We start from the raw sequence: 13,601 nt of genomic DNA on the forward strand, positions 1-13,601 counted from the left end.
GACGGCACGGCACCGCAGGATCGGGGCATGGGACAGAGCCGCTCGCCACTGGACGTGACTGGCCTGGAGCTGCTCGCCGCCCGCGGCTGGCGCGGCTGGGAGTGCGACCGGCTGGGCGACTGGCTGCTGCGCGCGGCCGGCGGGTTCACCGGCCGGGCCAACTCCGCGCTGGTCGTGGGCGACCCGGGGCGGCCGCTGCCGGAGGCGGTCGAGGCGGTCACCCGCTGGTACGCCGGGCACGGCCTGCGGCCGACCGTGCAGCTGCCCGGCATCCAGGCCCGCGCGGCCGGCGCCGCCTTCGCCGCCGCCTGCTGGGAGCGCGACGAGGACGTGCTGGTGCTCACCACGCCGCTGCCCGCGCCCCGGATCGCGCCGGAGGTGCCGGTCATCCTCTCCCCCGCCCCCGACGAGGCCTGGCTCGCCGGCTACCGGCACCGCGGCCGGCCGCTGCCGCCCGCGGCCCGGCGGGTGCTCACCGACGCCGAGGACGTCGTCTTCGCCGCGGTGCGCCTGGCACCGGAGCCCGCGCCGCTGGCCGCGGTGGCCCGCGGCGTGGTGACCGACGGCTGGCTGGGCGTGAGCGCGCTGACCGTCGACGAGGCGCACCGCCGGCAGGGGCTGGCGACGGCGGTGATGGCCGCGCTGTACCGCTGGGCCGCCGGACGCCGCGCGCGCTGGGCGTACCTGCAGGTCGCCGCGTCGAACGAACCCGCCCGGACGCTCTACCGCCGGGACGGCTTCATCGAGCACCACCGCTACCACTACCGGCGCGCGCCGCTCCCCTGAGCGGCTCGGTGGGCCGCGGCCGCGGCGTGCCGAGCACCCGCCCGACGGCGACCGAGGCGCCGAGCACCCCGAAGAGCAGGAACGCCAGCCCCTGCCACCCGCCGGTGAGCACCAGGTCACCCTCGGGGCGCCGCTGGCTCGCCGGCAGCACCACCGCCAGCCACACCACGGCCGGCACCACGGCGGCCACCCGGGACCCGGTGAGCCGGTGGGTGAGCGAGACGAGCAGCAGGTTGGCGGCCACGGCGGCCGGGATGGACACCGGCACCGGCACGCCGCCGATGCGCAGCGGCAGCCAGAAGACCTCGACCAGCGCGAACCAGGCGGCGACCAGGCCGGCCAGCAGTCCCCCGGCGACCGCCCTCAGCCGGGCAGCGCTCACCCGGCCAGCCCGGCGAACAGGTCGTCCTCCCAGCCGTTCGGGCCGGCGCCGGCCGGGCCGCGCTCGCCCCGCACCAGCCGGTAGTGCTCCACGCCGAGCACCTCCTGGCCGAAGTTGTTCGACAGCGCGAAGAACGGCCCGTCGACCGTGATCTGGGTGGCGTGCGCGCGCATGGCGGCGTCCTTGGCCGCGGCGTGGGCGCGCCCGTCGACCGCGGCGGTGACCAGCTCGTCCGGGACGGCGAAGGGGATGTCCTCGATCGCGCCCAGCTGCTCGAACGGCGAGGCCTCCCCGAGCGACGCCATGGCCTCGGCGCCCTCGCGCAGGACCGACCGCGGCGTGCAGCACCAGTAGACCTTCGCGACCTGCCAGGGCTCGCCCAGCTCCGGCCGGTAGGCGGGGTCGGCGGCGGCGTCCACCGCGCCCATCGCCACCCGGTGGGCCTGGATGTGGTCGGGGTGGCCGTAGCCGCCGTTCTCGTCGTAGGTGACCAGGACCTGCGGCCGGGTCTCCCGGACGACCGCGACCGCGTGCCCGACCGCTCCGTCGAGGTCGGCGTTCCAGAAGGCCCGCGGCTTCGTGTTGGCCTCGGTGCCCATCATCCCGGAGTCCCGGTAGCGGCCCGGGCCGCCGAGGAAGCGCCAGTCGGTCACCCCGAGGGCGGTCATCGCGGCCGCCAGCTCCCCGATCCGGTAGCCGCCGAGCTGGTCGGCCTGGTCGGGGGCGAGCTGCGCGAGCTCGGGGACGAGGACCTCGCCCTCCTCGCCCAGCGTGCAGGTCAGCAGCGTGACGCGGGCGCCCTCGGCGACGTAGTGCGCCATGGTCGCCCCGTTGTTGATCGTCTCGTCGTCCGGGTGGGCGTGCACGAACAGCACACGGCGCTCAGCGGTCACGGTCGGCCATTGTCCCCGCCGCGCCCGGCGCCGCCGCTGCGGGCGCCGGTCGCGTCCTCCCTCACCCTGGAGCGTCCTCCCTCACCGCACACCGTGAGGGAGGACGCGCCACGATCAGGTCACCTGATCCCGGCTCAGTCCGCGTCGACGGGGACGACCGTCCGGGCCTCGGCGAAGTGGCAGGCGGCCGGGTGCCCCTGCCCGCGGTCGACCAGCGCCGGGGCCTCCTCGGCGCAGATGTCCTGGGCTTTCCAGCAGCGGGTGCGGAAGCGGCAGCCCGAGGGCGGGTCGGCCGGGCTGGGGACGTCGCCCTGCAGCAGGATCCGGTCCTTCTGGCCGCGCAGCGCCGGCTCGTGCAGCGGCACGGAGGACAGCAGCGCCTGCGTGTAGGGGTGCGCCGGGGTCGTGTAGACCTGCTCGTCCGTCCCCTCCTCCACGATCGAGCCGAGGTACATCACCGAGACCCGGTCGGAGATGTGCCGCACCACCGACAGGTCGTGGGCGATGAAGAGGTAGGAGAGGCCGAACTCGTCCTGCAGGTCCTCGAGCAGGTTGACCACCTGGGCCTGCACCGAGACGTCGAGCGCCGAGACCGGCTCGTCGCAGACGATGACCTCCGGCCGCAGCGCCAGGGCCCGGGCGATGCCGATGCGCTGCCGCTGGCCGCCGGAGAACTGGTGCGGGTAGCGGTTGACGTAGTCGGGGTTGAGGCCGACGCGGTCCAGCAGTTCCTGGGTCCGCTGCAGCCGGCCCTTCTTGGGCGCGACGTCGGCGTGCACCGACCAGCCCTCGGCGACGATGTCGCCCACGGTCATCCGCGGGTTCAGCGACGCGTACGGGTCCTGGAAGATGATCTGGACCTCGCGCCGGTAGTCCTTGAGCGCCCGGCCGGACAGCCCGGCGACGTCCTTGCCCTTGTAGACGATCGAGCCGCCGGTCGGCTTCTCCAGGGCGACCAGCAGCTTGGACACCGTCGACTTGCCGCAGCCGGACTCGCCGACGAGGCCGACCGTCTCGCCCCGGCGCAGGGTCAGGTCCACCCCGTCGACGGCGCGGACGTGGCCGATGGTCCGCTTGAAGACGACGCCCTGGGTCAGCGGGAAGTGCTTCTTCAGCCCGCGGATCTCCAGCAGCGTCTCCCCCAGCGCGCCGCGGGCGCCCGTCGCGGCGGTGGCGCCGGTGGCCGGTGTGGTGACGTCAGACACCGAGGACCTCCTCGCTGTAGTGGCACGCCGCCTCGCGGCCCGGCACGACCAGGCGCAGCGGCGGCTCGTCGGTGGCGCACTCCCGGCCGGGCGCCGCGGCGGCGCCGAGCCGGCGGTGCGTGCACCGCGGGTGGAACGGGCAGCCGCTCGGGATGGCGGCCAGGTTGGGCGGCTGGCCGGCGATGGGCTGCAGCCGGCCGCCCTTGGCCTCCACCTGCGGCACCGAGCTCATCAGGCCATCGGTGTAGGGGTGCGCCGGGTCGGTGAAGACGTCGTCCACGGTGCCGCGCTCGACGATCCGCCCGGCGTACATGACCGCGACGTCGTCGGCGACCTCGTTGACCACGCCCAGGTCGTGGGTGATGAGGATCAGCCCCATCCCCGTCTCCCGCTGCAGGTCCTTGAGCAGGTCCATGACCTGCGCCTGCACGGTGACGTCGAGCGCCGTCGTCGGCTCGTCGGCGATGAGGATCCGCGGGTCCAGCGCGATCGCCATGGCGATCATGACGCGCTGGCGCATGCCGCCGGAGAACTGGTGCGGGTAGTCGTCGACCCGCTTGGCGGCGGCCGGGATGCGCACGCGGTCCATCAGCTCGATGGCCCGCTGCTTGGCCTCCTTCTTGGAGGCGCCCTGGTGCACCCGGAACATCTCGCCGATCTGCCAGCCCACGCTGTAGACGGGGTTCAGCGACGACAGCGCGTCCTGGAAGATCATCGAGATGCCCGGGCCGCGGATCTTGCGCTGGTCCTCGGGGGACATCGCCAGCACGTCGCGGCCCTCGAACCGGATCCCGCCGGTGATCACCGCCGGCGGCGTGTCGAGGATGCCCATGATCGCCTGGGCGGAGACCGACTTGCCGGAGCCGGACTCGCCGAGGATGGCCAGCGTCTGCCCCTCGGCGAGGGTGTAGCTGACGCCGTTGACGGCGTTGACGACCCCGGAGCGCTGGCGGAACTCGACGTGCAGGTCGTCGACCTCGAGCAGGGCCGCGCCGGTCGGGGCCGGCTCGGTGGAGGAGATGATCTCGGAACGGGTCATGCGCGCTGCCTCGGGTCGAGGGCGTCGCGCAGGGCGTCGCCCATCATGATGAAGGCCATCACGGTCAGGGTCAGGATCAGGCTGGGGAACAGCACCAGGTGCGGGGCCGTCCGCAGCAGGGACTGACCGGCCTCGATCTGCAGGCCCCATGAGTTCGCCGGCCGCTGGAGTCCGACGCCCAGATAGGTGAGTGTCGCCTCGGCGGCGATGAGCACCCCGATCGTGATCGTGGCGTACACCAGCACCGGCGCGACGGCGTTGGGCAGGATGTGCCGGACGAGGATCCTGCTGTTCGACGCCCCCATGGCCCGGGCGGCCGCGACGTAGTCGGAGCTCTTCACCGCGATGACCTGGGAGCGGACCAGCCGCATCGCCGTCATCCAGCCGAACAGCGCCAGCGCGAGCGCGACGGCCCCCGGACCGGGCCTGTTGATGATCGGGATGTCCGTCGTCGGCCCGACGCGGAGCAGCACCAGCGCGCCGAGGACCAGCGGCAGGGCGTAGAAGACGTCGGTGATCCGGGAGAGGACGCCGTCGGTCACACCGCCGTAGAAGCCGGCGATCGCGCCCATGACCACGCCGAGGAGAAGGACGAAGACGACGGCGAGCAGCCCGATGATCAAGGAGTTGCGCGCCCCGTACACGACTGCCGCCTGGTAGTCGCAGCCCTGCTGGTCGAAGCCGAACCAGTGCTCCGCCGACGGCTTGACGAGCGAGTTCTGCAGCTGGCAGTCGCGCGGGTCGGCGCCGCGCGCGAACAGGCTCGGGAAGAGGGCCACGAGCACGAAGACCAAGGCGAGGAACGACCCGATCCAGAACAGCACGTTGCGCTTGAGCGAGGCCCACGCGTCGGTCCACAGCGTGTTCTGTCGGCCACTGGTCACGTCGACGGACGGGGTGCCCAGGACGGTGGTCGTGCCGGCCTCGACCTCGTCGTGTCGGAGGTCGGCCTGCTGCTGGTCAGTCATAGCGGATCCTCGGGTCGAGGACGGCGTAGAGCACGTCGACGACCAGGTTGAAGAAGATGAAGAAGAAGACCATCAGAGTGACGATGCCGACGACCAGCGCACCCTCCTGCTGGTTGATGGCGTCGAAGACCGCCCGGCCGATGCCGGGCAGGTTGAACACCGACTCCGTCACGATCGCGCCACCCATCAGGGTGCCGAGATCGGCGCCGATGAACGTGACGACCGGGATCAGGCTGTTCCGCAGCGTGTGCCGGATGATCACCCGGCTGCGCGGGAGACCCTTGGCCTTGGCGGTCCGGACGTAATCGGCCCGCAGGTTCTCGGCCACGCTGGTGCGCGTCAGCCGGGCCACGTAGGCCAGCGAGCCGGACGCGAGCACCAGCCCTGGGAGGATGTAGCTGTACCAGCCCTCCCCGATGCCGGACGTGGGGAACCACCCGAGCTGCAGGCCGAAGGCGTACTGGGTGACGAAGGCGAGCACCAGGATCGGGATCGACACGATCAGCGTCGTGGAGACCAGGACCAGGTTGTCGAGGAAGCCGTTGCGCCGGATGCCGGCGAGCACACCGGCGATGATCCCGATGATCGCCTCGAACAGGATCGCGACGACGGCCAGCCGGATCGTCACCGGCAGCCGCTGCTCGATCGTGTCGATCACGGGACGCCGGCTGAAGTCGATGCCGAGGTCGCCCTGAACCAGGTCACCGATGTACTTGGCGTACTGGACGAAGAACGGGTCGTCCAGGTTGAAGTCCTGCCGGATCTGCGCCTCGACGGCGGGCGGGAGGGCCCGGTCACCGCCCAGGGCGGCCACCGGATCGCCGGGCAGGGCGAAGACCATCGTGAAGATCAGGAACGACGCGCCGATCAGGACAGGGATGGTCAGCAGGAGTCGGCGCGCGACGTAGCGGCCCATGGTCCCCCCGGGTTCCGTGGCGCCGCCGACTGGCTCAAGCGGCGCCGGTGTCTATCGTGCAGGTTCGGGCGCACACGCGCCGCCGGGGGCGGCCGTCCTGGTCGGACGAGCGCCCCCGGCGGTCGGTGTGGGGTGTCCTTCGAGTCGGATCAGCCGGCGACGGTGACCGCGGCGGCGTCGATGCGACCGAACGCGTCGATGATCACGTTGTCGACGTTCTCCGAGTGCGCCCCCTGGTTCACCCGGTAGAACAGCGGCGCCGACGGCATGTCGCGGACGAGGACGTCCTCCGCCTGCTGGTACAGCGCGACGGCCTCGTCGTCGCTGGCCGCTGCATTGCCCTGCTCGAGAAGCGCGTCGAACTCGGGGTTGCTGTAGAAGGTGTAGTTCGAGCCGCCGATGGCGTCCGTGGAGTAGAGCGGGCCGAGGAAGTTCTCTGCCGTCGGGTAGTCCATGATCCACGCGTCGCGGAACGGACCGGTCATGCCCTGCTGACGCCGCAGGGGCAGGATCTCCGCCTGCTGCAGGTCACCGCGCAGGACATAGTCCACGCCGAGGTTCTCCCGGAGCTGGTTCCCGACGGCCTCCATCCAGGCCTCGTGGCCGGCACCGGCGTTGAACCACAGGTCGATCGGCTGGCTCCGGTCGAACCCGGCCTCGTCGAGCAGGCTGTTGGCCTCCTCCACGTTGAGCTCACAGGCGTCGCAGGCGTCGTCGCGGTGCCCGTTGACCACGGGGCTGATGAACGAGGTCGCAGGAGTGCGGGTGCCCTGGAAGATGGCCTCGGAGATCGCCTCCCGGTCGATGGCCATCGAGATGGCCCGCCGGACCCGAGGGTCGGCGTAGCGCTCGTCGTAGGTCGGGAACCCCAGCGAGGTGATGTCGCCGTAGGTGGTCTCCAGGTAGCGGTCACCGAACTCCGCCTCGGCCGAGGCCAGTGCGTCCGGCGGCAGGGTGTCGATGATGTCCAGCGAGCCGCCCTGCAGGTCGGTGTACGCCGTGTCCACCTCGGTGTAGATGCGGTATTCCACCGACTCGGCGTTGGCCGCGTCCTCGCCGGCGTAGTCCTCGTACCGGGTGAGGGTGATGCCGCCGCCCGCCCCGGGGACGAAGTCGTCCTCGGCCTGGAACGGGCCGTTGCCGATGGGCCGCTCACCGTAGGCCGCGGGGTCGTCGAAGAACACCGGAGGCAGTGGGAAGAAGGCGGTGTAGCCGACGGTCGTGGGCCACTGGGCGTACGGCGCGGACAGGGTGACCTCGAAGGTCAGGTCGTCCACCACGCTCAGGCCGCTCATCTCGGTGGCGGCAGGCTCACCGGTCACGTTGCCGGCGTCGTCGGTGGGCGCCTGCAGCTCGTCGTAGCCGGCGATGTTCGAGAAGAAGTACGAGTTCTGCTGGGCGTTGGGGCTGTAGGCGTTGTAGTTCCAGGCGTCGACGAAGGACTGCGCGTTGACCGGCGAGCCGTCGTGGAACGTCCAGCCGTCCTTCAGCGTGACCGTCCAGGTGGTCGAGTCCGAGGACTCGATGGACTCGGCCACCCCGGTGAACTCGGGCTCCGCGTCCTGGTTGTACTTCACGAGGCCGGTGAACAGCGAGTCCAGGACCTGGTTGCCTTCGGACTCGGCGGTGTTGCCGGGCAGGAGCGGGTTCTCCGGCTCCCCGATGTAGATGCTGAAGGAGCCGCCGCCCGAGGCGTCCGACCCGCTGTCGTCGTCGCCACCGCCACAGGCGGACAACACCATCGCAGCGGCCACGGCCGTAGCGACGAGCGCCCCAGGGCGCTTGCTGAGCTTCACGTGGAAGGCCTCTCTCGTCCCGCGATTGCGGGGGAACGGACTGGGGTAGCCAGGCACCGGCTCGAGGCCTGCGGCCTGGCGGTCATCTGTCGGACAGGTGGACACGGAGCAACATCTCCGTGCACGTCCAACAACGCTAGGGAGACCTCGCGGTGGCCGCCACCGGCGTTGTCCATTTGTGACCTTGGCTCACGATCTCACACGCCGGCCGGAAGCTCTCCGTGGGGATGCCCCTGCCGCGGGAGCCGTTGCGGTCACATCGGCGGACACCCGGACGGATTACGGCGGCCACGGAACGTGTCGCCACAGGTCCGCGAGGGTACCCACCTCGGTGTTTCCGAGGAGAGGAGCTCACCGTGAGCAGCGACGACAAGCTGGCGAACAAGGCCCAGGAGCTGGCCGGGCGGGGCAAGGAGACCCTCGGCGCGGCCACCCACGACCGCGACCTGGAGGCGGAGGGCAAGAAGGACCAGGCCGCCGGCAACCTGAAGCAGGCCGGCGAGAAGATCAAGGACGCCTTCAAGTGATCCGGCCGGCCTGACGGCCGGATCGGACGGGTCGAGGGGGTGCGGGCGCCGCACCCCCTCGCCGCGTCCGGGAGGCCTCGGTCCCCGCCCTCAGGCCGCGGCCGGCCCGGTCAGCAGCCGGACGACGGCCGGCAGCAGCGGCCGGTCGGCCGGGATCCACTCCAGCTCCGCCAGGTCCCCGGCCGCCACCCAGCGCAGCTCGGCGTGCTCGTGCGGGGTGACCACGCCGGCGTCGACGCGCCCCCACCAGACCCGCAGGGTGGACGCGCCCGGGGCGCCGCCGCCGACGACGCCGTCCAGCGGCACCTCCCCGAGGAAGGCCTGGGGGACGACGTCCACGCCCAGCTCCTCCCGGCACTCGCGGACCAGCGCCTCCAGGTCGGCCTCCCCCGGTTCCACCTTGCCGCCGGGGAACTCCCAGCAGCCGGCGTACGGGCCGTCGGCGCGCTGGGCGACCAGCACCCGGTCGCCCTCGACCAGGGCCACGCCGACCACCTGCACCACGTCGAGCGCCGCCCGGGCGGCGGCCGCGGCGTAGGCGTCCAGGTGCGCCTGCATCGCGCGGACCACCCGCCGGCGCAGGACGAGCTGGTCCACCGCCCCACCCAGGACCCCGGGCAGGGCGGTCGCCCAGTCCAGCTGCTCGTCGACGAGGGTGCCGGCGCCGGTGGCGGAGAAGCGGCGCGAGTGGGTCAGCCACCGCCAGCCGCGGCCCGGCCGGGCGGCGTAGACGTCGCGGAACGGGCGCACCGACACGACCTCCTCCAGCGGCTCGCCCCACGGGCGCCCGAGGGCCCGCGCGACGTCGAAGGCGACGGTCAGCGGCGCCTCCACCACGGTGGTGAATCGCAGCTGGTACACCGCGTCACCCTGACAGACGGGCGCGAGGCGGCAAGATGGGGCGATGCGCATCACCGCCCGGGTCGACTACGCCGTCCGCGCCGCCGTCGAGCTGGCCGCCGCGGCACCCGGCGCCCTCACCTGCGACAAGATCGCCACCGCGCAGGACATCCCCTCCCGCTTCCTGCAGTCGATCCTCGGCGACCTGCAGCACGCCCGGCTGGTCACCAGCCAGCGCGGCCGCGAGGGCGGGTACCGGCTGGCGCTGCCGCCGGAGGAGATCTCCATCGCCCGGGTGATGCGCGTCGAGCAGGGCTTCCTCGCCGAGGTGCACGGCCAGCGCCCCGAGGACGTGTCCTATCCCGGCACCGCCGAGCCGCTGGCCGCGGTGTGGGTCGCCGCCCGGGCGGCCTACCGGCGGGTGCTCGAGGAGGTGTCGCTGGCCGACGTCGTCGCCGGCAAGCTGCCGGCCGAGGTCGCCGACCTGGCCGCCGTCGAGGACGCCTGGCGCTCCTTCAGCGACGCCCCCTCCGCCTGACCGGCCGCGGGTCCGGAGAGACTGGGGGCATGACCCCCGCCCCGCCCCCCGGCGTCACCGTGTTCCTCACCGGGCTCTCCGGTGCGGGCAAGTCCACGATCGCCGACGCCCTGGTGGCCGGGCTGGAGGGCGAGGGCCGGCCGGTCACCGTGCTGGACGGCGACGTCGTCCGCACCCACCTGTCCAGCGAGCTGGACTTCAGCCGGGAGCACCGCGACCTCAACATCCGGCGCATCGGCTTCGTGGCCGGCGAGGTCGTCAAGCACGGGGGCACCGTCGTGGTGGCGGCGATCGCGCCCTACGAGCAGGCGCGGGAGGAGGCCCGGGAGCTGGTCGAGCGGCACGGCCGCTTCCTGCTGGTGCACCTGTCCACCCCGCTGGAGGTGTGCGAGGGCCGCGACGTGAAGGGCCTCTACGCCCGCGCCCGGGCCGGTGAGATCCCCGGGTTCACCGGGATCGACGACCCCTACGAGGTGCCGGCCCGCCCCGACCTCGTCATCGACACGTCGGTGACGCCGCTGGCCGAGTCCGTCGCGCGGATCCGCGCGGCGATGGACGGCCGGCCCGCGCCGGTCGCCTGACCCGCACGGCGTCACCCGGGTCACACCGGCCACGCCCGGCGGTGTGAGACCATCGGGGGCGTGACCGGTGGTGGCGTCCTCCTCGTCGCGCGCCGGCACGTCGACCTGGCGCGTGTGAGCAGCGCCGCGTGTCGCGCCGAGCGCTGACACCAGTCCTCCCCCGCAGCTCCCGCTGCGCCTCCGACCTGGCAGCGCCTCCCGACCGGGGCTGCCCCCGGCGAACGGCGCAGGAAGAAGTCCCTCCGTGTCCTCCCCCACGCGAACCAGCAACCGGCCCCAGCGCGGGCAGGGCCAGTGGGCGCTCGGCTACCGCGAGCCGCTGAACCCGAACGAGCGCATGAAGAAGGACTCCGACGGCCTCGAGGTGCGCCAGCGGATCATCGACATCTACGCGAAGGCCGGGTTCGACTCGATCGACCCGCAGGACCTGCGCGGCCGGATGCGCTGGATGGGCCTGTACACCCAGCGCGCCCAGGGGATCCCCGGCGGCAAGACCGCCGTCCTGGAGCCCGAGGAGCTCGAGGACTCGTACTTCATGATGCGGGTCCGCATCGACAGCGGGCAGCTGACCAGCGACGCCCTGCGGGTCATCGGCGGCATCAGCACCGAGTTCGGCCGGGACGTCGCCGACGTGACCGACCGGCAGAACGTGCAGTACCACTGGATCCGCATCGAGGACGTGCCCGAGATCTGGCGGCGACTGGAGACCGTCGGCCTGAGCAGCATGGAGGCGTGCGGCGACGTGCCTCGCGTCATGCTCGGCTGCCCGCTCGCCGGCATCCTCGAGGACGAGGTCATCGACGCCACCGACGTCATCGCCCAGACGGTCGAGAAGTACGTCGGCAACCCCGAGTTCAGCAACCTGCCGCGCAAGTGGAAGACGTCCATGTCCGGCTGCGTCGACCACTGCACCGAGCCCGAGATCGACGACGTCGCCTTCGTCGGCGTCCGCAACGAGGCCGGCGAGGCCGGCTACGACCTGTGGGTCGGCGGCGGGCTGTCGACCAACCCCATGTTCGGCAAGCGGATCGGCGTCTTCGTCCGCCCCGACGAGGTGACCGAGGTCTGGGCCGGCGTCACGTCGGTGTTCCGCGACTACGGCTACCGGCGGCAGCGCAACCGCGCCCGGATCAAGTTCCTGATGGCCGACTGGGGCCCGGAGAAGTTCCGCCAGGTGCTGCAGGACGAGTACCTGCACCGTGCCCTGCCCGACGGCCCGGCCCCCGCGCCGGCCAAGCACGACCAGCGCGACCACGTCGGCGTCAGCCGGCAGAAGGACGGCAACAACGCCGTCGGCTTCGCGCTGCGCACCGGCCGCATCACCGGCTCCCTGCTCACCACGATCGCCGACCTGGCCGACGAGTACGGGCAGGGCCGGATCCGGACGACGACGCAGCAGAAGCTCGTCATCCTCGACGTGCCCGACGAGAAGGTCGAGGCGCTGGTCGACGCGCTGGCCGCGCACGACCTGCAGGTGCGGCCCAGCGCCTTCCGCCGCGGCACGATGGCCTGCACCGGCCTGGAGTTCTGCAAGCTGGCGATCGTCGAGACCAAGCAGCACGCGCAGGACCTCTACGCCGAGCTGGAGAAGCGGCTGCCCGACTTCGACGTGCCGATCGGGATCAACGTCAACGGGTGCCCGAACAGCTGCGCCCGCTTCCAGACCGCCGACATCGGGTTCAAGGGCTCGATGGTCAAGGACGACAACGGCGAGATGGTCGAGGGCTTCCAGGTGCACCTGGGCGGCCACCTCGGCGTCGAGGCGACCTTCGGCCGCAAGTTCCGCGGCCACAAGGTGACCAAGGCCGAGACCGCCGACTACTGCGAGCGCCTCCTGCGCGGCTTCCTCGCCCGGCGCACCGACGGCGAGTCGTTCGCGCACTACGTCTCCCGCGCGGAAGAGGACTGGCTGCTGTGAGCGAGGAGGACGGCGGCACGGGAAGAACCCGGCAGCTGCCGGTCTTCCACTGCCCGTACTGCGGGGACGAGGACCTGACCCCGTACGAGGACGAGACGACCTCGGGCTGGCGCTGCGGCGCCTGCCTGCGGGCCTTCTCGGTCCGCCTGATCGCGACAGGAGTGCACCCGTGACCACCGCCGTCCGGCCCACGCCGGAGCTGGCCGCCGAGGCCGACGCCCGCTTCGAGGGCATCGCCGACCCGGTCGAGCAGGCGCTCGCGGTCCTCACCTGGGCCGGGGAGACCTTCGGCGACGACTTCGCCGTGACGTCGTCCATGGCCGACGGCCTGCTCGCGCACCTGGCCTCGCGCGCCGTGCCCGGCGTGCAGGTGGTCTTCCTCGACACCGGCTACCACTTCGCCGAGACCATCGGCACCCGCGACTGGATCACCAGCGTCCTGCCGATCACGCTGGTGAACGTCACGCCGCCGCAGACCGTCGCCGAGCAGGACGCCGAGCACGGCCCCGAGCTGCACCAGCGCGACCCCGACCTGTGCTGCTCGCTGCGCAAGGTCCAGCCGCTGGCGCAGGCGCTGGCCGGCTACGCCGCGTGGAGCTCGGGGGTGCGCCGCGACGAGGCGGCCACCCGGGCCGGCACCCGGGTCGTCGACTGGGACGCCAAGCGCGGCATGGTGAAGGTCAACCCGCTGGCGGCGTGGACGCAGGACGACGTCGACGCCTACATCGCCGAGCACCAGGTGCCGGTGAACCCGCTGCAGGAGATCGGCTACGCCTCCATCGGCTGCGCGCCCTGCACCCGGCCGGTCGCGCCGGGCGAGGACCCGCGCGCCGGGCGGTGGGCCGGCCGCGGCAAGATCGAGTGCGGTCTGCACCTGTGAGCTGACGGCGGCAGACTGACCGCCGTGTCACGACCCCCGCGCCTGTCCCCCGACGAGGTCTCCGCCGCGCTGCGGGAGCTGTCCCTGTGGTCCGGCGACGCCGACGGGCTGCGGCGCACCGTCGAGCTGCCGTCGTTCCCCGACGCGGTCGCCGCGATCGTGCGGATCGGCTTCCTCGCCGAGGCGATGGACCACCACCCCGACGTCGACCTGCGCTGGCGGACGGTGCACCTGGCGTTGGTCAGCCACTCGGCCGGCGGCGTGACGGAGCTGGACCTGGAGCTGGCCCGGAGGATCGACGCGGCCCTGCCCGCGTAGGGACAGGGCCGCGC

General features: G+C 72.6%; 17 protein-coding genes. 9 read left to right on the forward strand and 8 right to left on the reverse strand.

The genetic code is table 11. The annotated features are described in order from the left end of the window. The first annotated feature begins 27 nt into the window (after window positions 1-27). On the forward strand, window positions 28-786 hold the full coding sequence (locus tag ACI79F_RS06650) for a GNAT family N-acetyltransferase (protein ID WP_456546305.1): 759 nt from the start codon (window positions 28-30) through the stop codon (window positions 784-786). On the opposite strand, the gene ACI79F_RS06655 is transcribed toward ACI79F_RS06650, so the two are convergent. The 7 genes from ACI79F_RS06655 to ACI79F_RS06685 all read right to left on the reverse strand — a co-directional run bounded on the left by ACI79F_RS06655 (window position 740) and on the right by ACI79F_RS06685 (window position 7,943). After that, window positions 740-1,168, reverse strand: coding sequence for a DUF6113 family protein (locus ACI79F_RS06655; RefSeq protein ID WP_456546304.1), 429 nt, complete (start codon window positions 1,166-1,168; stop codon window positions 740-742). The two genes, ACI79F_RS06650 and ACI79F_RS06655, sit on opposite strands and share 47 nt — an antisense overlap. After that, window positions 1,165-2,061, reverse strand: a complete 897-nt coding sequence (gene mshB, locus ACI79F_RS06660) for an N-acetyl-1-D-myo-inositol-2-amino-2-deoxy-alpha-D-glucopyranoside deacetylase (RefSeq protein ID WP_456546303.1) — start codon at window positions 2,059-2,061, stop codon at window positions 1,165-1,167. The genes ACI79F_RS06655 and mshB overlap by 4 nt, the downstream gene beginning before the upstream one ends. A gap of 134 nt (window positions 2,062-2,195) precedes the next feature. Further along, entirely contained in the window at window positions 2,196-3,266 is a 1,071-nt protein-coding gene (locus tag ACI79F_RS06665) for an ABC transporter ATP-binding protein (RefSeq protein ID WP_456546302.1), read from the reverse strand. Next, entirely contained in the window at window positions 3,259-4,305 is a 1,047-nt protein-coding gene (locus tag ACI79F_RS06670; protein ID WP_456546301.1) for an ABC transporter ATP-binding protein, read from the reverse strand. The genes ACI79F_RS06665 and ACI79F_RS06670 overlap by 8 nt, the downstream gene beginning before the upstream one ends. Then, window positions 4,302-5,273 (reverse strand): ABC transporter permease, encoded by a 972-nt coding sequence (locus ACI79F_RS06675; protein ID WP_456546300.1) that lies wholly within the window; start codon window positions 5,271-5,273, stop codon window positions 4,302-4,304. Before ACI79F_RS06675 ends, ACI79F_RS06670 begins: the two co-directional genes overlap by 4 nt. Then, window positions 5,266-6,189, reverse strand: coding sequence for an ABC transporter permease (locus tag ACI79F_RS06680; RefSeq protein WP_456546299.1), 924 nt, complete (start codon window positions 6,187-6,189; stop codon window positions 5,266-5,268). The genes ACI79F_RS06675 and ACI79F_RS06680 overlap by 8 nt, the downstream gene beginning before the upstream one ends. 149 nt (window positions 6,190-6,338) lie before the next feature. Beyond that, window positions 6,339-7,943 carry a peptide ABC transporter substrate-binding protein gene (locus ACI79F_RS06685; RefSeq protein WP_456546298.1) on the reverse strand — a complete coding sequence of 535 codons (1,605 nt, stop codon included), beginning with the start codon at window positions 7,941-7,943 and terminating at the stop codon, window positions 6,339-6,341. A 398-nt stretch (window positions 7,944-8,341) separates the two neighbouring features. Between ACI79F_RS06685 and ACI79F_RS06690 the strand changes: the two genes are divergently transcribed. Further along, entirely contained in the window at window positions 8,342-8,512 is a 171-nt protein-coding gene (locus ACI79F_RS06690; RefSeq protein WP_456546297.1) for a CsbD family protein, read from the forward strand. A 90-nt stretch (window positions 8,513-8,602) separates the two neighbouring features. On the opposite strand, the gene ACI79F_RS06695 is transcribed toward ACI79F_RS06690, so the two are convergent. Further along, entirely contained in the window at window positions 8,603-9,373 is a 771-nt protein-coding gene (locus ACI79F_RS06695) for a (deoxy)nucleoside triphosphate pyrophosphohydrolase (protein ID WP_456546296.1), read from the reverse strand. 43 nt (window positions 9,374-9,416) lie between these two features. Between ACI79F_RS06695 and ACI79F_RS06700 the strand changes: the two genes are divergently transcribed. From ACI79F_RS06700 to ACI79F_RS06730, 7 genes are all read left to right on the forward strand, one after another. Beyond that, complete coding sequence (locus ACI79F_RS06700) at window positions 9,417-9,890, forward strand: RrF2 family transcriptional regulator (protein WP_456546295.1); 474 nt, start codon at window positions 9,417-9,419, stop codon at window positions 9,888-9,890. A gap of 29 nt (window positions 9,891-9,919) precedes the next feature. Beyond that, a complete protein-coding gene (gene cysC / locus ACI79F_RS06705; protein WP_456546294.1) occupies window positions 9,920-10,471 on the forward strand; it encodes an adenylyl-sulfate kinase in 552 nt (183 codons plus the stop codon). A gap of 60 nt (window positions 10,472-10,531) precedes the next feature. Beyond that, complete coding sequence (locus ACI79F_RS06710; protein ID WP_456546367.1) at window positions 10,532-10,618, forward strand: putative leader peptide; 87 nt, start codon at window positions 10,532-10,534, stop codon at window positions 10,616-10,618. A 97-nt stretch (window positions 10,619-10,715) separates the two neighbouring features. Continuing rightward, window positions 10,716-12,389 carry a nitrite/sulfite reductase gene (locus ACI79F_RS06715; RefSeq protein ID WP_456546293.1) on the forward strand — a complete coding sequence of 558 codons (1,674 nt, stop codon included), beginning with the start codon at window positions 10,716-10,718 and terminating at the stop codon, window positions 12,387-12,389. Beyond that, window positions 12,386-12,562, forward strand: coding sequence for a hypothetical protein (locus ACI79F_RS06720; protein WP_456546292.1), 177 nt, complete (start codon window positions 12,386-12,388; stop codon window positions 12,560-12,562). The genes ACI79F_RS06715 and ACI79F_RS06720 overlap by 4 nt, the downstream gene beginning before the upstream one ends. Beyond that, on the forward strand, window positions 12,559-13,269 hold the full coding sequence (locus ACI79F_RS06725) for a phosphoadenylyl-sulfate reductase (protein WP_456546291.1): 711 nt from the start codon (window positions 12,559-12,561) through the stop codon (window positions 13,267-13,269). Before ACI79F_RS06720 ends, ACI79F_RS06725 begins: the two co-directional genes overlap by 4 nt. A 24-nt stretch (window positions 13,270-13,293) precedes the next feature. After that, entirely contained in the window at window positions 13,294-13,587 is a 294-nt protein-coding gene (locus ACI79F_RS06730; protein WP_456546290.1) for a 4a-hydroxytetrahydrobiopterin dehydratase, read from the forward strand. Window positions 13,588-13,601 lie beyond the last annotated feature (14 nt).

It is taken from the genome of Blastococcus sp. SYSU D00868, assembly GCF_054050575.1.